General features: G+C 59.6%; 20 protein-coding genes. All 20 read right to left on the reverse strand.

Annotated elements, in window-relative coordinates; genetic code table 11:
• Positions 1–116: 116 nt before the first annotated feature.
• Positions 117–2,084, reverse strand: coding sequence for a DNA topoisomerase III (locus ABH912_RS31625; protein WP_429512769.1), 1,968 nt, complete (start codon positions 2,082–2,084; stop codon positions 117–119).
• 220 nt (positions 2,085–2,304) lie between these two features.
• Positions 2,305–2,775 (reverse strand): single-stranded DNA-binding protein, encoded by a 471-nt coding sequence (locus ABH912_RS31630; protein WP_429512770.1) that lies wholly within the window; start codon positions 2,773–2,775, stop codon positions 2,305–2,307.
• Positions 2,772–3,290, reverse strand: a complete 519-nt coding sequence (locus ABH912_RS31635; protein WP_429512771.1) for a DUF3158 family protein — start codon at positions 3,288–3,290, stop codon at positions 2,772–2,774. The genes ABH912_RS31630 and ABH912_RS31635 overlap by 4 nt, the downstream gene beginning before the upstream one ends.
• Positions 3,287–4,042 (reverse strand): PFL_4669 family integrating conjugative element protein, encoded by a 756-nt coding sequence (locus ABH912_RS31640; RefSeq protein WP_429512772.1) that lies wholly within the window; start codon positions 4,040–4,042, stop codon positions 3,287–3,289. The genes ABH912_RS31635 and ABH912_RS31640 overlap by 4 nt, the downstream gene beginning before the upstream one ends.
• 265 nt (positions 4,043–4,307) lie before the next feature.
• Complete coding sequence (locus ABH912_RS31645; protein ID WP_429512773.1) at positions 4,308–5,507, reverse strand: STY4528 family pathogenicity island replication protein; 1,200 nt, start codon at positions 5,505–5,507, stop codon at positions 4,308–4,310.
• Positions 5,504–6,052: a DUF2857 domain-containing protein gene (locus ABH912_RS31650; protein WP_429512775.1), complete on the reverse strand. Its 549-nt coding sequence runs from the start codon at positions 6,050–6,052 to the stop codon at positions 5,504–5,506. The genes ABH912_RS31645 and ABH912_RS31650 overlap by 4 nt, the downstream gene beginning before the upstream one ends.
• Positions 6,049–7,629: a ParB family protein gene (locus ABH912_RS31655; protein WP_429512776.1), complete on the reverse strand. Its 1,581-nt coding sequence runs from the start codon at positions 7,627–7,629 to the stop codon at positions 6,049–6,051. Before ABH912_RS31655 ends, ABH912_RS31650 begins: the two co-directional genes overlap by 4 nt.
• Before the next feature lie 14 nt (positions 7,630–7,643).
• Positions 7,644–7,853: a hypothetical protein gene (locus ABH912_RS31660; protein WP_429512778.1), complete on the reverse strand. Its 210-nt coding sequence runs from the start codon at positions 7,851–7,853 to the stop codon at positions 7,644–7,646.
• Between the two features lie 86 nt (positions 7,854–7,939).
• On the reverse strand, positions 7,940–8,782 hold the full coding sequence (locus ABH912_RS31665; protein WP_429512780.1) for a ParA family protein: 843 nt from the start codon (positions 8,780–8,782) through the stop codon (positions 7,940–7,942).
• Positions 8,783–8,786: 4 nt separating this feature from the next.
• Complete coding sequence (locus tag ABH912_RS31670; protein WP_429512782.1) at positions 8,787–9,017, reverse strand: AlpA family transcriptional regulator; 231 nt, start codon at positions 9,015–9,017, stop codon at positions 8,787–8,789.
• A gap of 115 nt (positions 9,018–9,132) precedes the next feature.
• Positions 9,133–9,882, reverse strand: a complete 750-nt coding sequence (locus ABH912_RS31675; RefSeq protein ID WP_429512784.1) for a hypothetical protein — start codon at positions 9,880–9,882, stop codon at positions 9,133–9,135.
• Between the two features lie 305 nt (positions 9,883–10,187).
• Complete coding sequence (locus tag ABH912_RS31680) at positions 10,188–11,495, reverse strand: OprD family porin (RefSeq protein WP_429512786.1); 1,308 nt, start codon at positions 11,493–11,495, stop codon at positions 10,188–10,190.
• A 76-nt stretch (positions 11,496–11,571) separates the two neighbouring features.
• Positions 11,572–12,144 (reverse strand): PPC domain-containing DNA-binding protein, encoded by a 573-nt coding sequence (locus ABH912_RS31685; RefSeq protein ID WP_429512787.1) that lies wholly within the window; start codon positions 12,142–12,144, stop codon positions 11,572–11,574.
• A 117-nt stretch (positions 12,145–12,261) separates the two neighbouring features.
• Complete coding sequence (locus tag ABH912_RS31690) at positions 12,262–13,839, reverse strand: aldehyde dehydrogenase (NADP(+)) (protein ID WP_429512789.1); 1,578 nt, start codon at positions 13,837–13,839, stop codon at positions 12,262–12,264.
• Between the two features lie 31 nt (positions 13,840–13,870).
• Positions 13,871–14,815: an amidohydrolase family protein gene (locus ABH912_RS31695; RefSeq protein WP_429512790.1), complete on the reverse strand. Its 945-nt coding sequence runs from the start codon at positions 14,813–14,815 to the stop codon at positions 13,871–13,873.
• Positions 14,808–15,767, reverse strand: coding sequence for an amidohydrolase family protein (locus tag ABH912_RS31700; RefSeq protein WP_429512792.1), 960 nt, complete (start codon positions 15,765–15,767; stop codon positions 14,808–14,810). The genes ABH912_RS31695 and ABH912_RS31700 overlap by 8 nt, the downstream gene beginning before the upstream one ends.
• Positions 15,768–15,782: 15 nt before the next feature.
• Positions 15,783–16,241: a thioesterase family protein gene (locus ABH912_RS31705; RefSeq protein ID WP_429512793.1), complete on the reverse strand. Its 459-nt coding sequence runs from the start codon at positions 16,239–16,241 to the stop codon at positions 15,783–15,785.
• Positions 16,242–16,269: 28 nt separating this feature from the next.
• Positions 16,270–18,168 (reverse strand): TRAP transporter large permease subunit, encoded by a 1,899-nt coding sequence (locus tag ABH912_RS31710; protein WP_429512795.1) that lies wholly within the window; start codon positions 18,166–18,168, stop codon positions 16,270–16,272.
• A 15-nt stretch (positions 18,169–18,183) separates the two neighbouring features.
• Positions 18,184–19,227 carry a TRAP transporter substrate-binding protein gene (locus tag ABH912_RS31715; RefSeq protein WP_312407740.1) on the reverse strand — a complete coding sequence of 348 codons (1,044 nt, stop codon included), beginning with the start codon at positions 19,225–19,227 and terminating at the stop codon, positions 18,184–18,186.
• A gap of 60 nt (positions 19,228–19,287) precedes the next feature.
• Positions 19,288–20,493 (reverse strand): CaiB/BaiF CoA transferase family protein, encoded by a 1,206-nt coding sequence (locus ABH912_RS31720; RefSeq protein WP_429512796.1) that lies wholly within the window; start codon positions 20,491–20,493, stop codon positions 19,288–19,290.

A 20,493-nucleotide genomic window follows, 5' to 3' on the forward strand; every position in this document is an offset into this window, starting at 1 on the left:
ACTTTCTTTGCCTTGGCCCGTGAAATCGGACAACACTTTATCGACTTAGAGAGGGATCAGCCGCCGTTGATGATGCACTGATCACCCCAATACTCATGTCGATCTCCAGTGAAGCGTCATGAGCGACGCGTATCTTTTCTGATCGGCACTGTTCCCTTACAGTCGGGGTAGTGGGAGCATGACCAGAACGGCCCTGATTTCCCCTTTCGCCTGCGCATTGAGGCGTTGCAAATGGGGCAGGTCGGGCCGGCTTTGACCGGTACCGCCAAGGTGAGTGCGCCACAGTGTTCGACCAATTGTGCAATCCAGTTCGCCTGCTTGGCGACGAACGCATCCAGGGTCAGACGTCCCGCTTCGATTTCGTCCAGAGCCTGTTCCCAGATCGCGGTCATACCCGGATCCGCGACTGCAGCGGGTACCGCCTCGATCAGAGTATGGGCCGCTGCGGAGGCCATTAAGGCGCGTTTTTTCTTCAGCAAATAGCCGCGATCAATCAACCCCTTGATGATGCCGGCTCGCGTGGCTTCGGTACCGATTCCGGTGGTGTCCCGAAGTTTCTGCTTCAGGCGTGGGTCGTTGACCAGCTTGGCCACGTTTTTCATCGCCTTGATCAGATCGCCTTCGGTGAGAGGTTTGGGAGCGGCGGTGCGCATGGATTTGAGTTCGACGTCGTTCACTGCGCACTGAGTACCCTGTCGCAGGACGGGTAAGACTTGGGACTTTTGACTGGGCTCATCCTCCTCGGTGCTTTCGTAGAGCAAGCCTTTCCAGCCCTGGATCAGGATCTGTTTGCCAACAGCAGTCAATCGCTCTTTGCCGCACTTCAGTTCGACCTGAGTTCGATCAAACTCATGATGCGGAAGAAATTGCGCGAGGTAGTGGCTACGAATCAGTTCGTAGACTTGGCGTTCTTGTTCGGACATCCGCGCCAGGTTCGCCGGCTCGGTGGTGGGGATGATGCTGTGGTGCGCGGTGACCTTGGCATCGTTCCACACGCGGGAGTGCAGTGATCGATCGAGTCTTTCGAATGTGGGCTGCAGCGCCGGATCCGTTTTGAGCAGGGCATCGAATACCGCGGGTACCTCATTGAACATACTCGCTGGCAAATAACGGCAATCGCTGCGTGGGTAGGAGGTGGCTTTGTGGTTTTCATACAGGGCTTGGGCGATGTTCAGGGTTTCCTGAACGCCGAGTCCCAGCTTGCGCGAGCAGACTTCTTGCAGTGTGCTCAGGTCGAAGGGCAGGGGCGGAGGTTCTCGGAAACGCTCAGTCTGCAGCGAGAGTACTGTGGCGGTCTTACCGCTAGAAATCTCTTGGGTCGCCTGAATGGCCAGCGCTTGTTGCAGGCAACGACCTGCCTCGTCCTGCCCTGAACTGGGTGGTAACCACGACGCGATGAATGGTTGCCCCATTGAGGACAGGTGCACCTCCACTTCCCAGTAGGGCACCGAGACGAAGCTGGCAATCGCACGATCCCGATCGACTACCAGACGTAAAGTGGGTGTCTGGACGCGTCCAACCGACAATACACCGTCGTAGCCCGCCCGCCGACCAAGAAGGGTAAACAAACGACTCAGGTTCATGCCGATCAGCCAATCGGCGCGGCTGCGGGCGAGGGCTGAGTGGTAAAACAGGAAGGTCTCCTGACCAGACTTCAGTGAGGACAGTGCCTTGCGAATCGACGCCTCGTTGAGTGCGGACAACCAAAGTCGTTGAACGGGACCTCGATACTTGCAGAGTTCCAGTAGCTCGCGGGCAATCATTTCACCTTCTCGATCGGCGTCGGTCGCGATGACGACAGCAGAGGCTTCACTGAGCAGGCGCTTGATGACGTTGAACTGTGCCGCAGTCTTGGGTTTGACCTCGACCATCCACTGCGCGGGGATGATCGGTAGATGATCCAACGACCAACTCTTGAATTGCTCGCCATAGGCTTCAGGCGATGCTGTCTCCAGCAGGTGGCCGATACACCAGGTGACGGTTGTCTCTGTGCCGATCAGGCAACCATCACCACGCCGAGTGGCCCCGAGTACCTTGGCGATGTCCCGACCCTGGGAAGGTTTTTCGCAGAGGAAGAGGCGCATAGAACTGCTCCGGATTGAGTTCGGAGCAGCGTTGTTGGAAACAGCAGTTGCGAGATATGAGAAACCTGAATTGCAGGTTCCTCATATTAGTCGGTGAGGGCAGGCTTGAATGGGCCGAGGCTGCTAACCCGTTGCGACGGCAGTGTGGATCTTCACGAGCAGCGCGAAGTAACACGCCCGCAACTTCGCGCAAAGGCGCAATTTTTATGCCTGAAGTCTGTCAGTCCGCAGGCGGCTGCCCACTGCGCTTTCTGGGTTTCGACGCTGGTGAACGGGCCTGTTCTGTACTTTTCCCGACGTGTGTCGCAGATGCCGCGGGTTCACTGGATCGTTCCCGCATGACCACGCTGTGCACCCGGTGAGGCAGAATGCCGACTCGACGGGCCTCGATCTTGAAGGTCACCCGCGCATTGTCTTCGCTGTCCTCCCACTCATCGCGTACGGTGCGGCCTTCGACCAGCACACGCATACCTTTCTGGTACAGGGTGCTCCAGTGTTCAGCCTCGCGGTGCCAGAGCTCAACCGGCGCCCAATAGCCACCTCGATCTTCATAGCTGCCATCGCGTGGCACGGGGTTGTCGAAGTACACATTCAGCCGTAGCAAACGCCGTGGCTCGTCATTGCCTGAGGCGAATTCCTGGAACTCTGGCGGACTGCCGATGTTGCCTTCGCCGACGAAAAAAGTACTCATCGTGATATCTCCACTGCGGTTGTGAACTGGCGCAGCAGCCGTTCGGCACTGTCCATTTTGATCGCGCAGGTCGTGGCCTGGCGGTAGAGCGAATGCACCACACTCATCTGTAGGTTCAGTGCGATGCGATTGCATTCGAAATGGTGCAATCCCTCGCGTACGACCTGCGGCAAGGCTTTGTTGCAGACCTGGCGTTCCCAGACCGAGACTCCCATACGGGCAAAGTCACGGGTGCGCCAACGCAAAAAGGTGCTGCCAGCGCTGGTGTTCTGCAGCACCAATCGGATATCCAGCAGTGAGTAAGGGGGCTGTCCGGCTTGCTGCACAACAGCCTCCATCAGGTGACGTAACTGCGCCTCGATTGCCCTCGCCACCTGCGCCAGGTGCTCCAACTCCCCCTTACCCTTAAAAGGTTTTAAAAGGCCTTTTAGGGAGGCTGCGTGTTCGAGCTGTCGATAGGCATCCGGTGTCAACGCTTCGAAGGGCATTGGTTGAATCGGGATCATGGGATTCATGCTTCGTCCTCCGGCTCATCCACTGTCGCAGATGGCTCTCCGACTTCCTCTGCCAACGCGTCAGCGTCATCCACTGCCACCGAACCACGGCGAGTGATTGGCGGCGCGAACTGGGAGCGGCGATGACCCTCCAGGATGTCCATCGGGGGCAAACCCATCTTCTCGATGGCCGCAATGGCACGGGCGTTGTTCGCCGCCATGTCATCGCGTGTGACGCCGGCATGCCGATATCGCTGGGCCTGGCCGAATAGGCTGCGCAGCAGATGGGCGCCGTCATCGATCCAGGCTTCCATGTCGACGCGGCCGATCAAGGCGGTGTGATGGGCCAATAGGGTACGACGCACCAGGGTGTCGTAGTTGGTCAGCAGGTAGACCGCCAGAAAACCGAGCTGGCTGCCGATGTATAACGGCAAGGTGACGGGGTGGATGTTGAGGTTGTCGCCCATGTCGATCTGTGTCGGCAGGTCCTGTCTGATTCGGTCCAGCTGTTGGGTCAGTTCCAGCATCCCAGCCTTGGCCTGCATCAGTTTTTCTTCGAGTTGCACGATGGCCCAGTCGGCATAGGGATCGTCCTGGGCCGCGGCTTGTTTGATCAGGTTGGTGACACTGATGTAGCCGGCCATGCCCATGATCGAGTGGACGCCTTCACGTGCGACCCGACCTTGCCAGATACGGGCGGCGTGGTGGGTGTGCAGGGTCAGGGTGATGCTGCTGCGCAATGAACCCAGGTTGAGTTGATAGTGATCGGCCACGGTGTTGTCCTCGCATTCGCTTGGACAGGAACGTTGCGACATATGAGGGGCAAGGACAGCCAAAAAAACTGAATGCGGTCTGTTCGGTTTGGTTTAAGAGGGTTAACTATGGAGACGTCAGTGGATTTGATGCCAGTGGCATCAAATCCACTGACGTCTACGTTCACGGGCGGAGATGTCCCGGCTTTTCCTTAAAAGTTTCATGGTTTGGTTCGATGTGTTCGTAGAGTGGAACTCCATGGATTTGATGCCACTGGCATCAAATCTACTGACCTCCAGAGCGTTTGCCGCGCAGTTGGCGTAGCTCATTCAGGCACGCTTGGGCGAGGGCTGATGCAGGTTCGCCCGGTTGTCGAGAGGGGCGCGAGGCGGCCGGTGTGGACGGTGGGGCCGGTACTGCAATAGGGGACGACTCTGCCTGACCTACCCAAGGACGAAAGTCGCCTTTCAGTGCTCGCTGTATTAGTCCCATCAGATAGGCCGCTGGCTTGCGGATACCACCGGCCGCACAGCGTGCCCCCGCTTCGTTGAGCACCGCCTGCCGATCCGCGGGCTGGAGCTTGTTCAGCGCCACGGCGACGGACTTACGTTCGTTTGGGCTCAGGTGCAGTACCGCGGGCCAGTGCAGGTTATCCACCGCTGGGGTCGCGCGCGGTACAGTACTTATACTTTCTTTTAATACAGTACAGGCGGCGTTCGGATTCCGAACGGTGCCGGAAACGCTGGCGTTCAGGCCCGGTTCGGAATCCGAACGAGGGCCTGCACGATTCCGAACGAGGGCATTTTCCCCCCGTTCGGAATCGTGCAGAGTGGCATCGGTTGCCTGATCCAATCCTCGCTGCGCCCAGTGTTCGCCCCAGCTGTCGAGCCGCGTCGGTAACTGATCCTGATCAATATTCGTGTCTTGGCGGACTTCCTCTACAACGTGCTGGGCGACAATACGCACCGCCTTGGTGGCATGACCGAGGGCATGTCCGACCAGCGCCAGGTAATCCTGATCCAGTTCCATGGCTTCGGCGGGGGTTAACGGCTCATCGTGCAGGACATACAGCGAACCTTGGAGACGTCCGCTGAGCTGATCGCGTCCGCGACTCACCAAACTGAGCCAACGCGTCAGCCTGAGCATCGTCAACACCCGAGCAATGGTTTCACGGGAGGCTGAAGCACCGTAGGGCACGCTCGACAGGTAAGGCTGCAAATCCTCATAGCGCGGGGTGACCACGCCCTGACCGTGCAGCATGAGTCGAAAGACCTGCCAAGCATTGCGTTCCAATGGCGTTAGACGATTATCCAGCAGCAGTCGACGTGGCACGACTTCATGTGATTGGCCACTGAACAGAAAGCCCGCCTGCAGCGCCTGGTTGGAGGGTTGTTCAGTGGTAGGGCGGACGGGCCAGCGTTCACTCAGCTGCTGGGTGCATTGCTGCAGGACGCGCTGCCAGCGACTGGGAGGGGCTGCGTTCATGTTCCGTTGCTGTACTTGTCGATCTGCTGCCACACGATGGTCAAGCTGATTTGTTGCTCTTCGGCAAGCATCATCATGGCGTCGAGCTGATCCTCGGTACCGTCCTGAACCCGCAGTTGGCACCAACGCTGCCAGAGCGCGTGTTCCTGCGTTTCGCTCAAATTCTGCGGGCGACCCTTACGGGTTTCTATCTTGAGTAGACGTCGACGCAGGGCGGTTTCCGAATGCGCCAAGCCAAAGCACTGGTACATGATGGTGCTGCTGGCGCCGAGCTTGAGCGCTCGATTGATCAAGCGCTCGGTCTGCTCGTCACGTTCGGCTTGCTGGATCAATCGGTGCAGCACTGGCGAGTCAATCTTGACCTCTACCCAGGGTACGGTGGCATGGGCCAGGCGTGACAGGGTCGTTGGCGGTAAGGATTGCAACAGGTAGATGTCGTCTTCACCCAGTCCAAGTGCCTTGCAGCGCTGCAGGTTACCCAAGCGCAACTCATGTAGGACTTGGGTCAGCATGGCCTGATTGAGCACGTTGAAGGACAGGTTCATGTTAGCTCCTTCGGTGGGGCGTCTTCAGGGGCAAGCGTCAAGTCGATCAGGCGGCGGGCCAGGCGGATCAGGCGATACAGTTTGATTAACAAGCTGTCGGGCAGTCGTTCGAGGCCTACATCCAAGACGGGACGGTCTGGCAACGGAAGTTGATAAACCCCCAACAACAACTGTCCGAACAGGGCTGAGGGCAGTTGCTTGCGATCCTCCCAGTTCACTTCATCTTGAGCGCGCAGCAGGGCCAGGAGCAGTAGGTGAACACCGGTCGCGCGAGGCACTGCAAGATCAAGTGGCTCGATGTTGAGGGCGAAGCCCAAGCCATGCTGCTGGTCGGTGATGCTCTCGGGATGTCCGGCATAGGCCGCCATTTCCCGCGCCAGTCCGGCAATGGCTAAACGCAGTTGTTCGGGGGTATCGAGTGCTGGTGCGATGATCCAGATGTCGTCGATCGTGCAGGTTTCGACGGTGGGCGATGCATCGGTGGAAGTCTCGCGGTCAATCTGTTCACGAATTTGTTGGACGCGTGACGGAGGGTTGACTGCTGATACGACATTCATTTCAGGTGATGCTGGCAGTTCCTCAATCCTTTGTTCGATCAGACTCTCGGTTGATCTTGGACGGGGCTCGGAGGAGGGCAGGCCTGCCTCGACTTCATCAACGCTCGGCGAAACGTTGTTCTCCGGAGGAGTGGTGACAACAGCGCCAGGCGTCGAGATGACCCGTTGGGTGTCGCTCAGCTCCAGGGCCAACATGCGGTAGGAATGTCCGAGCAAACGGCTCATGCGCTCGAGCAGTTCATCCTGGATCTGCTCAAGATCGAAGGATTCGGGATCGGCATCGAAGTCGCCCAGGGTCTCGAGCCAAAATTCGGCGAACGCAATGGTGGCGGTTGGATAACGGTTCCAGGTTCGTTCAGCCTGGCTACGTAGGCCTATCAGGCGTTCGATCTGGGGCTTGCCCAAACCGGCATACAGGGTTTGTGGAATCGCGGGCAGTAAGTGTTCGAGGGTGTCGAGCATCCGACTGATATGCGACTGCGAAACCGGATAGCCTCCAGCGGCAAGGCGTCGTGCCAATTCGCGCTGCGAGAGCACTGCTCCATCCTGTTCGAGCATGGCTTTGAGTTTGGCCACAGCCAGTGCTCGCTCGATGAAGGTGAGCTGGCCGTGCAGATCGCTTTCGACCAGGTGGCCGAGCAGTGCGCTGATTTCATTACCCCAAGGTCGGAACAGGCAATGAATGCGAAAGAAGCGTTCGTCGTGGGTTTCCTGCCACAGTTCGCCGAGAATCGCCAAGCGCGTATTACCGCCGTTACGGATGATGAAACAGGTTTCTCCCGGGCGGCGGGTAATCGGTGGTGGTTGATCCAGCCCGCGTTCACGGATCGAGGCCTTGATATCGCCATACAGCGGATTACGGATGAAGCGCGGGTTGTGTTCGTAGGGCCGCAACTGCTCCAGAGTGACCAGCATGGGCGTGTCGGTGAGTGGATCGGACAGCAGCTCTAGCTCTGGACCCCGAGGGAAGTGGCCCTCATGCAGCTTGTCGGTGATCTCCTCCCGGCTGAGCTTCTTCATTTGAACAGCCTCAGTTAACGCCGGTTGCACAAATGGTCACCGACCTCGAACTTGACGATCTCGGCAGTCCCTGAACCTTCGACATGCCGGGACAGTTCTGCGAGGAGCCAGCCCACGGCCGGGCGCCCACCTTGCAGACGAAAGACCACGGTGCAGTACTCTTCGCTCAGTGGATGGTGTGGTCGAACGGATGGCTGAACGATGATGGGAAGTTGATCCAGCATCACAGAACTCCTTGCCAAACGCTGTTTGGCCTCAATGTTGGTCAAACAAAATGACTGGGTGAGAAATACCAGCTGGGTGACTCGTTTCATTGAGACTCCGCGCACCTAGTCATCGTAGAGATCGTTTCGCGCCATTCCGGAAACAACTCGATGGCCAGCGCTTGCATGGTTTCCAGCGCTGAGGGTGAACGTCGTCCACATGACCAGCGTGTCTCGATTCGGTGGACCGGTAGGCCGAGGGAGGCGGCATTGAGATACGCCACTCGATCCGGTACTACGGTATCCAGAACTGAGATATTGGTAGCTTCGGCGAAAGTCTCGCGCAGGCCGAGGATGATCATCCGTGTGTCCACTCGAATGCTATTCACCTGGTTCAGCAACAGTCGCAAAGGGGGCGGCGTAATGCCGAGGTGGCGGAACGGTTCGAGCTCACTCATCAGCTTCATCGTGCCGCGACGCAGTTCGCGAGCGGCAAGCATTTCCGGTGTAATCGGAGAGAGGGCGCGATCGGAGGCCAGAATGGCCATCTCCAGCAGCACGCTACGTGCGCCCTGGGTGTCGATCAAAAGCACGTCATAGTTGGGACGGAAATTGCCGAGCAAATTGCGCAGACGCAATCGCCCGTCAGGAGCGTGAAGCAGCAAGGTGCTCAGTCGGCCTTGATCGTCGTTGGAGAGGATCAGGTCGAGCCCTGCGATCACTGTCTTGGAAACAATCTGTGCAGGAGTTGTTAGGTTGAGTGCGATGAATTCGTACGCACCTGCCTCAGCCTTCTGGCTCAAGGCGTAATAGCTGGAGAGGGTGGGTTGGCTATCTAGATCGAGCAACAGGACGCGCAGACCAGCATCCGCCAGCAGACCACCGAGGTTGGCAGCTACTGTAGTTTTGCCTACCCCACCTTTAGTGGAAACCACCGATACCACACGCATCACATCAGACCAGCTGGTCTAAGCGTTGCGCGACCCACTGCTCGATTTCCAGCGAGTCCCAGCCGACTGCCCGTAATCCAATGCGTTTAGCCTGAGGGAATTTCCCTTCTTTCATCAAGTTGTAGATGTGCGCACGCTTGAAGCCGGTTTTTCGCTCCACCTCGTCACGCCGCATGATGTGACGGTCTACCTGCAGTTGAGGCGCTTCAACGAAAAGTGAGGATTGGCTGGACATGCTGGTCACTCCTGGCGCCGATTGGCACTTGGTGGGAAGTGACCTGAATTGAATAGCAGAAAGAGGAGGGCGTCATTGCACTGCAATCGGGTGTGTTGCAATGCAATGTTTCGGTCTATTTGCTCTTTCTGAGGTTGCGGTTGGCTGCGGCGAACTTCTCATCCAGCGTTCGTTTGCTCAGGCCTGGTACATCGCCATAGCGTGCGATAATGGCATCGACGATGGCTGCTTGATTCTTGAATACAGATAGGGGCTTTCCAGCGGGTGAATGTCCTAGAAAGAGATCTACTAAAACGCCAATGATGTTCTGGTAAGTGATTTCACTACGTACGCTGAGTGGTTCATGCGTTTTGACCATCGCTTTGAGGTCGTCCCGTTCAAGCCCAATTGTTTGAAGATCTTGTAAAATCTCTTGGAAGTGATGTTGCAGCAAGTTGAGCTCTCGTAACAGAACATCCCTATCTGCTTGGAGTGCAAGGAAGGTTCCAATACTGACTTTTTCATGAGAATCTCTGCCCGATTCAAACAGAAAGCTAGGCTTCTGATCGGGATAGTAAACTTGCATCCAGTGGCGCAAATCGGAGTGGCGTATCGTCAGCTGAAAGGGCTCCACGTAACTCCCCCTGGGAACCGAAACACCGAGACAGCCATAAGGCAGTTCTCCATTGCGTACTGCGTCGTAGATTTTTTCGGTAGCCGCGTGAAGATCCGGCCACTGAGGGAACAGGGTGGCAAGTTTCTCGGGACAGGACCAAGCCGCTTGGACGATCTGTGCTTCGTAACGGATGAGATTGCACCAACGCAATGCTGCGTCGATTGGGCGGTAGAAGGTTTTGGAATGCGGATTAAAAAAATTAACGGACATATGCGGACGGACCTCCATTTCTGATGGATGGCCTCCCGCGAACATCTCTACATCGTGAACCTGCTGACAGCTGACTGCAGTGGCTGATTCACTCGGATTTTTTACCCGGTGAGGTCTTCCGTTTATCTTTCTTCATGACCAACGAAATCTATGGTTATTCCTGTTTTTGTATTGCTCAACGGCATTTCGGACCTGAATCTAGATGGTTTGGAAGTCGCAAAAACATGAAAAGCGCTGACATGATGTCAGCGCTGAGGCAAAGCAACCAGGGCATCCTCGAAATGCGCGTTAGCTTGGTATTGATGTCAGAGCAAAGGGATGCTGTAACTCACGATCAATCGATTCTGATCCTGATTTCGTGAAGCCTCGCTGTTCGACTTGCCATTGCGCCACCCAAAGCCCACCCCTTTCAGCGCTCCGGACTGCAACACATAGTCCAGGCTCAGATCTCGCTCCCATTCCTTTTGGTTATCACCGGAAGTCGTCTTGATGTTGTCCCCACTGAGGTACATGACCGACGCCTTCAGACCCGGCACCCCAAGGCCTGCGAAGTCATACGCATACTGGCCGAAAGCGGTGCGCTCGCCTGCGCGGGTGAAGGTCTGGATCAAGCGATCGGTGTACAGGTAGAGACTGACCCCGCCGGCACCTTTGTCCGCGAGGCCGCCCTGGTTGAGTTGGGTGAAGCCGCTGCCGCTGGAAACGCTTTGATAACCCGCCGTAACCGCGTGCGCGCCTAAGGAGTAAATCAGCGCCGCGCTCCAGGTTTTATTGTCGATCTCGCCATCGCCATCCCGGGTGTAGCCGCTGATCTTGTAGCCCGAGGTACCGGAGTTGTTGGCGCCGGACGAGTTGGTCTTGAAGTAGCGCAGGTCGGTTTTCAGGGATTGGTTGTCCGAGATCGTCAGGGTGTGTATCAGGCCGAAAAACTGCTGGGTGTAGTAGTCGTCGAGGTGGGCGTAGTAATACTGCGCCGTCAGGTCTTTGGTGACTTTCCAGTCGCCACCGGCGAAGTCGAACGCGTTGCTTTCACGGGTGCCGCCGACGGCGGCCAATCCGGTCTGGTCACTGGAGCCCCGGCCCGTCGCATGTTCGATTCGGCCACCGGTAAAGGTCAGGTCCTTGAACTCGCCCGACGTGATCTGCCCACCTTCGAAAGTCTGCGGCAGCAGGCGACCGTCGTTGGACACCAGGATTGGCAGCTTCGGCATCAGTGTGCCGAGGCGCAGTTCGGTCTTCGAGACCTTGACCTTGCCGGTCAACCCCAACCGGCTCCACGAATCGACCGCGCTGCCGTCACTGTCCGACGGAATCATCGAACCGCCGACATGCCGACCTTTGTCGCTGTCCAGGGTGATCCCCGTCAGGCCCAGGGCGTCGATGCCAAAACCCACCACGCCGTCGGTGTAGCCCGACTTGAAGTCGAGCATGAAACCTTGCGCCCATTCTTCGGTTTTCGACGGCGTGGCGGTGCCGTCGCGGTTGTCGTTGTTGAAGTAGAAATTGCGCAGGCCCAACGTGGCCTTGCTGTCGCTCAGAAAGTCCGCCTGCGCCTGGGTGCTCAGTGCAAGGGCGCCCAGCGCCAGGGTAACCACCGTGTTTTTGTTGCTCATCTCAATCGCCCCTATTTTTTTGTAATTCGAATTCAGGAGGGAGGCTCCCGCTATCGGCGGGAGCCTGAAACTCGGGTCAGATACCCAGCACGTTGGCGCCAATGCACGGATCGATCCCGCGCTCCAGACGACGTTGATGGACGACGACGCTGATTTCCATGGAACCGGTGGTCACGTCGAAGTCGAGGATGTGGCCGCCATAGGCCTGGAACGTGGCATCACCGGCAACGCCGTGCATGTGGATCGAAGGCTGGTCGTTCTTCCAGGCCACCGAACCAGTGATGCTCGCCATCTCGACATTGCTGAAGACCTTGGCGTCGAAGTCCTTCTTGTCCTTGTTCCAGAAGCCGAACTTCACATTGCCGAAGCCAATGCCGCTGATGGACGCGCTCGGGATTTTTTCGGCGATGGCCAGTTTGGTCAGTTCCTTGAAGGCGTTGTCGCCCGTGCGCAGCACCATCAGGTAACCGGTGGGCGTCTTGGTGTAGCGCGGGGTGGTTTCAGTGGCACATTGCATGGGCGGTGTCGTCGCAGTGGGTGAAGTGTCGGCAACGGCCAATTGCGTGGCCGCGGTGTTGAGCAACAAGGCGGCAGTAACAGCCAACATCAATTTGCACAGGCGTTGTTTCGGGTGAAGTTGAACGTGCATGGGACTTCCTCTGTTTTTGTTGTTGTGGGGTACAGCGGTTTTCTGGATGAGCGAATCCGACGCCTGTTGTTCACAGGCGTGGGAGTTGTGGCTAACAGCGGGTGGTAACGCTGAGGCTTACAGCCCGTTGCGGCTGCTGATCCCGTCAATCAACCGGGCGATGCCCAGCGGATTGGCGTTTTTCAGGGCGTCCGGCAACAGACTGTCGGGGCAGTTCTGGAAGCACACCGGCCGCAGGAAACGATCAATCGCCAGCGTTCCCACCGAGGTGCCGCGCGCATCCGACGTCGCGGGGTAAGGCCCGCCATGTACCATGGCATCGCTTACTTCAACGCCAGTCGGATAACCGTTGAACAGCACGCGCCCGACTTTCTGTTCCAGCAGGGCCAACACTTCGTTGAGGGTGGTGAGTTCCGAATCCTCGATAATCAGGGTGGCGGTCAACTGACCGCGCAAGCCGTGCAGGGCCTGGAGCAACTCGGCTTGATCGGCGACTTCCACGACGATGGTGGTAGGCCCGAAAACCTCCTCCTGCAGCAACTCGTCACCGTCAATCAGCAGGCTGACATCGGCCTTGAACAACTGCGGCCGCGCCTGATTGCCCTGTTGTGCGTTGCCGGCCAGGTGCGTGATGCCCGAGTGGGCGCGCAGGTTGTCGAGGCCGTGGCAATAGCTTTTCAACGCGCCGCTATTGAGCATGGTTTGCGCGGATTGCTCGCCCATCAGCCCGGCGAAGCGTTCAAGGAACGCGGTGAATTCCGGCGAGCGAATGCCCAACACCAAACCGGGGTTGGTGCAGAACTGACCTGCACCGAGGACCACGGACGCGGCCAGTTCGGTGGCGATCTTTTCACCCCGTGCTTTAAGCGCTTCAGGCATCAGCAACACTGGGTTGATGCTGCTCATCTCGGCGAACACCGGGATCGGCTGCGGCCGTGCCGCCGCCATGTCACACAAGGCTCGGCCACCGCGCAACGACCCGGTAAACCCGACAGCTTGAATTGCCGGGTGCTTGACCAGCGCTTCACCGACGCTGCCGTAGACCATGCTGAACACACCGTCGGGCATGCCGGTCTGGCGGGCGGCGCGGGTGATGGCGTCAGCGACGTAATCGGCGGTCGCCATGTGGCCACTATGGGCTTTGAACACGACCGGGCAACCGGCGGCGAGGGCGGACGCGGTGTCACCACCCGCCGTGGAAAACGCCAGCGGAAAGTTGCTGGCACCGAAGACGGCAACTGGGCCGAGGCCGGTGCGGTATTGGCGCAGGTCTGGACGGGGCAGCGGCTTGCGCTCCGGCAGGGCGCGGTCAATGCGCGCCCCGTAGAAATCGCCCCGACGCAGCGCCGTGGCGAACAAACGCATCTGGCCGCTGGTGCGGGCGCGCTCACCCTGAATGCGCCCGGCGGGCAGGGCGGTTTCGCGGCAGACGAGGGCGATGAACGTATCGTCCAGCGCTTCAAGTTCCGTGGCGATGACGTCAAGGAAATCGGCACGACGGGCGGCCGACAGGTTGCGGAAAACCGGGTAAGCCGTGGCCGCCGCTTCTGCGGCCGTATTCACTTCCTCCACAGTCGCCTGATGGAACCGGAACGGCAGCGCTTCGCCGGTGCTGGCGTCGTGGCTTTGCAGGGTGTTCGAACCTTTGGCCGAACGGGCGCCGGCAATGTAGTTGTGGCCTGAAACTTCAAACATGGGAACTCCTTAAGGGCTGTTCAAATAGGGATCAAGTGAGCCGATAAATACGTCGGGCGTTGTCATGAAACAGCGCCAGTCGATCAACGCGGGAACGGTCGCGGACGATGGTTTTGAAACCGTCGAACACTTCGCTGAGGCTGTTCACCACACCATCGACCGGGTAGTTGCTGGCAAAGGCGCAGCGACTGACGTCGAAAATCGATATCGCGTCGTTTACCACCACGCGATTGGCGTCCACGGGCCAGGCCTGGCCTGGGATGCAAATGCCGGAAATCTTTAGCGCGACGTTGGGCTCGCGAGCCAGCAGCGCCAGGTTGTCGCGCCAGCCGGCCAGACCTTGCGGCGAGCGATCCGCCGGCAGCGCGGTGTGATTGACCACGAGGGTCACGTCGGGAAAGTCCCGGGCCAGCTCGGCGGCTTCCGGCAGATGCCACCAGGGTGCTTGCAACTCGAAATGCAGACCGTTTTGCGCCAGTCGGGCGTAGCCGTCGCGCCAGCGCGGATCGCGCATGGAGCCGGGCGCGGAAAAGTCTTCGCGCCATTCTTCACGGCTCGTGACCGTCGGTTTGTGGCGCACGCCGCGCACCAGCGGGTGCTGGCCGTACAGGCGCAACAGTTCGGGTGCGTCCTCGCGATCCAGCCAGGCCTGGCCGACCATGGCCGCCAAGGTCGGTTCGTGCTTCGTCAGGGACTCGATAAAACGCACTTCGTCGGCCGGTGTCGCCGGGTCCCATTCACCCTCAATCACCACGGTCTGCACGATGCGATGCCGGCCCGTCAGCCGCTTATAGTCCTCGGGCAAAAAGGTGCGGCAGATCGACGAGTAATCGCCGTAACGGAATGGGCGCAATGGCCGGTCGTTCAGCCACGGGTAGTAGTGGGCCTCGATATCGAAGTAATGCTGGTGGGCGTCGACGATGGGTAGATCCGCGTCGTCGCCGCTGGCCAGAAAGCGTTCGCGCCAGTTATCCATGCTGTGGCTCCAGGCGATAGAAGCGCTGCGCATTGCCGGCGAACACCGCTTCCTGCACCGCACGCCCCAGCGGTGCGAGCATCGTGGCCATGCCATCGGCAATCGTGTCGTAGGACGCGCGCAACCCGGCGACCGGAAAGTTGCTGGCGAACATGCAACGCTCGGGGCCGAAGATCTCCAGGGCGGTCAGCACCACCACTCGGTTGTCGTCGTAATTCCAGGGCGAATCCTTCAGGCCGAATTCCGACAGCTTGATATGCACGTTGGGTTGCAAGGCCAGTGCCTCCAGGCCTTTGCGCCAGCGCGCCATACCCGACGGGCTGCGATCCCAGGCGAAACCGGTGTGGTTCAAGGCGATCTGAATCCGGGGAAACATCGCCGCCACTTCCGCAGCCTCGGCCAGGTGCCACGGCGGCACGCGCAAATCCCACGACAAACCATGTTCGGCCAGGCGCGAAAAGCCTTCCAGCCATTTCGGGTCCTGCATCGTGCCCTTGGCCCCGGCCACCGATTCCAGAGGTGAAGCCGACGTCACCGGTTTCGAACGAATCCCCCGAACCAATGGCCGGGCCGCCTGGGCCGCAAGAATCTCGGCGCTGTCGTCACGATCAAACCAGGCATGGGCGACGATGGCATTCGGGAAGCCGTAGCGTGCGTTCACCTGCTCCAGCCAAAGGGTCTCGGCGACTTGCTCATCCCGAGCCCGCTCGGCTTCGACGTGTACCGTGCCGACCAAGCGCTGGTTTTCGGTCAGGGCTAGGAAGTGTTCCGGCAGAAAATCCCGGCACAGGCTGTGATAGTCACCGAGGAAAAAGCCCTCGTGATACTCGTCCTGCAACCACGGATAACGCCCGTTGCCGAGGTCCCACAGGTGATGGTGGGCGTCGACAATCGGCAGCGCATCCTCCGGCGCCAGGTTGTGCAGGCCATTGCGTTCATGCAGCGTGATCATGACGGCAACCTTTGCTCAGCGTGACGCAGCGAATTGGGAAGGGCTGAGCACACCGTCTTCGACTTCGCCCGCCGCGGCGGCTTCGGCCTTGGCCTGGACCCGGCTGCGCAGTTTGGCGACGTTGACCACGACGCGGGTGTGGGCGGCGGTGGCCACCAGCTCGACGTCGTCGCGTACTTCGACGTTGAAGGTCACGCTGCGGCCCTCAATCCGCGTCACGGTGGCGACGATGCTCACCGACATCCCCAAGAGTGTGGCGCCGACGTGGCGGATATCGACCGCCGCGCCGACCGTGTTTTCCCCCTCGTCGAGGAAGGTCAGCAGGTAGTCAAGACAGGTCTGCTCGATGTCGTCCACCAGGCGCGGGGTGGCGTAGATGCGCAGATCCTCGCCCAAAAACGAAATGGTGCGTTCCCGATCAACGATCAGTTTGCGTTCAGTGGCGGTGCCTGCTTTCAGCGTTGAGAAATTCATAAGCAACCTCGGGCTATCAAAGGAATGATCAGGTGTTGGGCAGGAAACCGATGGAAATCCACGGCACGGCAATCAGCACGCCCAGGGCCACCACGAGCGCGCCGAGGTACGGCCAGACCCGGCGCATGGCGCCGCTGGGGTCGACCTTGGCGATGGCGCACGCGGCATAGAAGCCGACGCCAAACGGCGGCGCGAACAAGCCCAGGCCCATGGCGAAGATCGCGACCATGGCGTAATGCACGTCGTTGATGCCCATGGTCTTGGCGATGGGAAACAGCAACGGCCCGAACAACACGATGGCGGGGATACCTTCGAGGAAACTGCCCAGCAGGATGAAGGCCACTGCGGAGATGATCAGGAAGCCCATCGCACCCCCGGGCACCGTGGACATCACTTGCGCCAGTTGATGGGAAAAGCCCGACTGGGTCAGCGCCCAGGCCATGGCGGTGGCGCTGCCGATAATGATCAGAATCGCGCCGGACAAGGAGGCAGTGCTGACCAGGATCGGATAGAGGCGGCGCCAGTCGAAGCAGCGGTAGCACAGCAACCCGACGACAAAGGTGTAGGCCACGCCAATCGCCGCCACTTCGGTGGCCGTGGCGACGCCTTCGACCACCGCCGTGCGGATCACAAAGGGCAGGGCCAACGCAGGTAATGCAACCAGCAGTGAATGGCCGATTTCCTTGCCTGTGGCGCGTTTTCCGGTGGAGGCTTCGCCCTTGCGGTTCTTCCACCAGATCACCGCCGCCATGGCAATCGCGCCCACCACTGCCGGCATGAAGCCGCCGGTGAACAGTGCGGAAATCGACACACCGGTCACCGAACCGATGGTGATCAGCACCAGGCTCGGTGGAATGGTTTCCGACATCGCCCCGGATGCATTGAGCATCGCTACCAGTTCGTTTTCGTCCTCGCCGCGTTTCTTCATTTCCGGAAACAGCGCAGGGGCGATGGCGGCCATGTCCGCCGCCTTGGACCCGGAAATCCCCGAGATCAAGTAAATGGCGCCAATCAGCACATACGACAAGCCGCCGCGCACATGGCCGATCAACGAGCATAGGAAACGGATCATCGCCCGGGCCATGCCCATGGCTTCGATCAATGCGCCCAAAAACACGAACAGCGGAATCGCCAGCAGAATCAGGCTCGCCATGCCTTCGTCCATGCGCCCGACTACCAGGGTCAGCGGCGTGGCGGTCATGGTCGACAGGTACGCTACGGTGGCCAGGCCGAACGCGACCATAATCGGCACGCCGATGATGATCATCGCCATCACCCCGATCATGAAGAACACGATCAGGTTCCAGTTGCCCATCAGCAACAGCAGGCCCTCGCCGACCCACAGCAACGCCGCCATGGAGGCCAGCATCGCCACCGACACCGTGAAGTCGATCAGCCGGGCGCTGGTCAGCAGGCGCGCGACGCAGGTCATCAGCATCAGGCTCAGGCCGACGGCGATGGCGGACACGCGAAAGGCGTTGGGGATTTCCAGGGCGGCGGTGGTGATGATCCACTCGTCGCTGACGTACTCCCAGGCCGGGGTGAACAGCAGCCCGATAAACGCGATAACGATCACCGCGCCCAAAGTGTCGATAAAGGCGCGTTTCTCCGCAGGTAAACGCCCGATAAACGAGGTGAGGCGCATGTGTTCGCCGCGCCGCATCGCCACCACCGAACCGAGCATCGCCAGCCACAGGAACAGCAGCGAGGCCAGTTCATCGCCCCAGACAATCGGCTGATTCAGCACATAACGGGAGAACACGTTGCAGAACAGCAGGGTGACTTCGACCACCACCAGCAACGCCGCGCTGCCCTCGGTCAGCCAGCGCAGGCCGGTGTCCAGGGCGCGGCCGAGGCGCAAAGTGGTTTGCCGTGGGCTGAGTCCGTCAGCAGGAGAAACGTCCGTCATTCGTAGTTCGTTTTTCATGACCCGGTCTCCGGCTTAGGACAATTGACCCGCGTACTGCTCGAGCAAGCTCCAGGCTTCGGTGCCGTACTTTTCTTTCCATTGGGTGTAGAAGCCTTTGGATTGCAGATCGTTCCTGAACAATGAACGGTCGACTTTGTTGAACGTGATGCCGTGGGCGGTCAGGGACGGCTCCAGGCTGGAGTTGAGGTCGATGACTTGCTGACGCTGCACCAGCGCGGCGGCGTTGATCTGCCGGGACACGATCTCCTGCACGTCCGCCGGCAGTTTGGGGAAGGTCTTGCCCGAGGCGACGATCCAGAAACCGCCCCAGATGTGGTCGGTCATGGAGCAGTATTTCTGCACTTCATAGAAGCGCGCGGCTTCGACGACCACCAGCGGGTTTTCCTGACCGTCGACCACTTTGGTTTGCAGCGCCGAGTAGGTTTCGTTGATGCTGATGCCGGTAGGGGAGGCGCCCAGGGCGCTGAACATTGAGGTCCACAACGGGCTGACCAGCACCCGCAACTTGAAACCGGCGAGGTCTTGTGGCGTGTTGATTGGCCGGGTCGAACTGGTGATCTGGCGGAAGCCGTTGTTCCAGACTTTCTCCATCGGGATCAGGCCGACCTTCTCAGTCTTGGCCCGCACGTACTCGCCGAGCTTGCCGTCCAGCGCGGCCCAGACACTGTCGTAGTCCTTGAACGCGAACGGCATGCTTTCGATGGACATGGCTGGCACCAGGGTCGAGAGAATCGCCCCGGGCAATGGAATGAAATCGATGGCCCCGGCGCGCACCTGGGACAGCATGTCGGTGTCGCCGCCCATGGCGCCGTTGGCGTACACCTGCAGGTCCACGGCGCCGTTGGTTTCGGCTTTGATGGCGAGTGAAGCCGCCTTCATTTGAATGTTCAGTGGATGGGTGTCGGGCAGGCTGCTGGTGTAGCGCAACACGATGGGTTTGGTCGCCGCGAAGACACCGGAGGGCAGCAGGTTGGCGGCGAAGGCGCCACCCACGGTGATGCCGGCAGATTGCAGGAATGATCGGCGGCTAACGGCCTCGGTCAAGATACGGCTCATGATGTTCACCTTATTGTTTTTGTAGTTGTTCGGAAAAACCGCGCTCACAGGGGCGTTGTGTCAGGCCAGTGCCACCACGGCTTTGCTTTTGATCAGCTCATCGATTTCAGCGTCCGCATAACCGCTTTCTTTCAGTACCTCACGGGTGTGCTCACCCAGCAGCGGCGCATGGCGACTGGTCGGTGGCGCGGCGTTGTCCATGTCGGAGAAGTGAATCGGCAGGCCCATGCCGCGCACCCGGCCTTCGGTGGGGTGTTCGGTCTCCACCACCATGCCGCGCGCGATGGTTTGCGGGTGGGCGAGGGCGGCGGCGATGTCCAGCACCGGTCCGGCAGGCAGGCCGAGGCTGTCGAACAACACCATCCATTCGTCGGTAGTGCGCGCCACCAGTACTTCGTTGAGGATGTCCACCAGGGCCAGGCGATGTTCCATGCGCAAGGCGTTGCTGGCGAAGCGCGGGTCGGCTTTGAGTCGCGGCACGGCCAGGGCTTCGACCAGGCGTTCGTAGTTGGCCTGGTTGGCGGCGCCGATGTTGATCCAGCCATCGGCCGTGCGGAACACCTGGTACGGCGCGCTGGTGGAGTTGGCCGAACCCATCTTCGGCAGGATGGTGCCGTCGGCGAAAAACGCCGCCGCCGGCCAGTACATCTGTTGCAGGCCAGCCTCGAACAGCGAGGTGTCGACCAATTGCCCAAGACCGGTTTTCTGCTTCGCGGCGTAGGCGGCGCAGATGCCTAGAGCTGCGAGGATGCCGGAGTTGATGTCCGCCACCGGCGAGCCGGCCTTGACCGGTTCACGCCCGGCCTCACCGGTCATGCTCATCATGCCGCTCATGCCTTGGGCGATCAGGTCGAAACCACCTTTCTCGCCGAACGGTCCGCTACGCCCGTAGCCGGAAATCGCGCAGTAGATCAGGCCCGGATTCAAGGTTTTCAGGGTGTCATAACCCAGGCCGAATTTTTCCATGGTGCCGGAGCGGTAGTTTTCCGTGACCACATCGGCGTCCAGCAGCAGACGGCGCAACACGTCGCGGCCCCCGTCGGTCTTCAGGTTCAGGCCGATCCCGCGCTTGTTGCGGTTGACCACCATGAACGAGGCGGATTCGCCGCTGGCCATGATCGGCGAGAAGCGCCGCGAGTCGTCACCGTCCGGGACTTTCTCAACCTTCACCACGTCGGCGCCCATGTCGGCCAGCATCATCCCGCACACCGGCCCGGACATGATGTGAGCCAGTTCTACAACGCGCATACCTGTCAGCGGTCCCAT

The sequence above is a fragment of the Pseudomonas sp. BT76 TE3572 genome (assembly GCF_050435365.1).
GTDB classification, from domain to species: domain Bacteria; phylum Pseudomonadota; class Gammaproteobacteria; order Pseudomonadales; family Pseudomonadaceae; genus Aquipseudomonas; species Aquipseudomonas fluorescens_W.

Coding starts and splice junctions, on each gene's coding strand:
- ABH912_RS31630 (WP_429512770.1), bottom strand. CDS start 2,775: ATGAGTACTTTTTTCGTCGGCGAAGGCAACATCGGCAGTCCGCCAGAG.
- ABH912_RS31665 (WP_429512780.1), bottom strand. CDS start 8,782: ATGCGTGTGGTATCGGTGGTTTCCACTAAAGGTGGGGTAGGCAAAACT.
- ABH912_RS31685 (WP_429512787.1), bottom strand. CDS start 12,144: ATGCACGTTCAACTTCACCCGAAACAACGCCTGTGCAAATTGATGTTG.
- ABH912_RS31645 (WP_429512773.1), bottom strand. CDS start 5,507: ATGAACGCAGCCCCTCCCAGTCGCTGGCAGCGCGTCCTGCAGCAATGC.
- ABH912_RS31680 (WP_429512786.1), bottom strand. CDS start 11,495: ATGAGCAACAAAAACACGGTGGTTACCCTGGCGCTGGGCGCCCTTGCA.
- ABH912_RS31715 (WP_312407740.1), bottom strand. CDS start 19,227: ATGAGCCGTATCTTGACCGAGGCCGTTAGCCGCCGATCATTCCTGCAA.
- ABH912_RS31720 (WP_429512796.1), bottom strand. CDS start 20,493: ATGGGACCGCTGACAGGTATGCGCGTTGTAGAACTGGCTCACATCATG.
- ABH912_RS31625 (WP_429512769.1), bottom strand. CDS start 2,084: ATGCGCCTCTTCCTCTGCGAAAAACCTTCCCAGGGTCGGGACATCGCC.
- ABH912_RS31695 (WP_429512790.1), bottom strand. CDS start 14,815: ATGGATAACTGGCGCGAACGCTTTCTGGCCAGCGGCGACGACGCGGAT.
- ABH912_RS31710 (WP_429512795.1), bottom strand. CDS start 18,168: ATGAAAAACGAACTACGAATGACGGACGTTTCTCCTGCTGACGGACTC.
- ABH912_RS31675 (WP_429512784.1), bottom strand. CDS start 9,882: ATGTCCGTTAATTTTTTTAATCCGCATTCCAAAACCTTCTACCGCCCA.
- ABH912_RS31705 (WP_429512793.1), bottom strand. CDS start 16,241: ATGAATTTCTCAACGCTGAAAGCAGGCACCGCCACTGAACGCAAACTG.
- ABH912_RS31635 (WP_429512771.1), bottom strand. CDS start 3,290: ATGAATCCCATGATCCCGATTCAACCAATGCCCTTCGAAGCGTTGACA.
- ABH912_RS31670 (WP_429512782.1), bottom strand. CDS start 9,017: ATGTCCAGCCAATCCTCACTTTTCGTTGAAGCGCCTCAACTGCAGGTA.
- ABH912_RS31655 (WP_429512776.1), bottom strand. CDS start 7,629: ATGAAGAAGCTCAGCCGGGAGGAGATCACCGACAAGCTGCATGAGGGC.
- ABH912_RS31700 (WP_429512792.1), bottom strand. CDS start 15,767: ATGATCACGCTGCATGAACGCAATGGCCTGCACAACCTGGCGCCGGAG.
- ABH912_RS31650 (WP_429512775.1), bottom strand. CDS start 6,052: ATGAACCTGTCCTTCAACGTGCTCAATCAGGCCATGCTGACCCAAGTC.
- ABH912_RS31690 (WP_429512789.1), bottom strand. CDS start 13,839: ATGTTTGAAGTTTCAGGCCACAACTACATTGCCGGCGCCCGTTCGGCC.
- ABH912_RS31660 (WP_429512778.1), bottom strand. CDS start 7,853: ATGCTGGATCAACTTCCCATCATCGTTCAGCCATCCGTTCGACCACAC.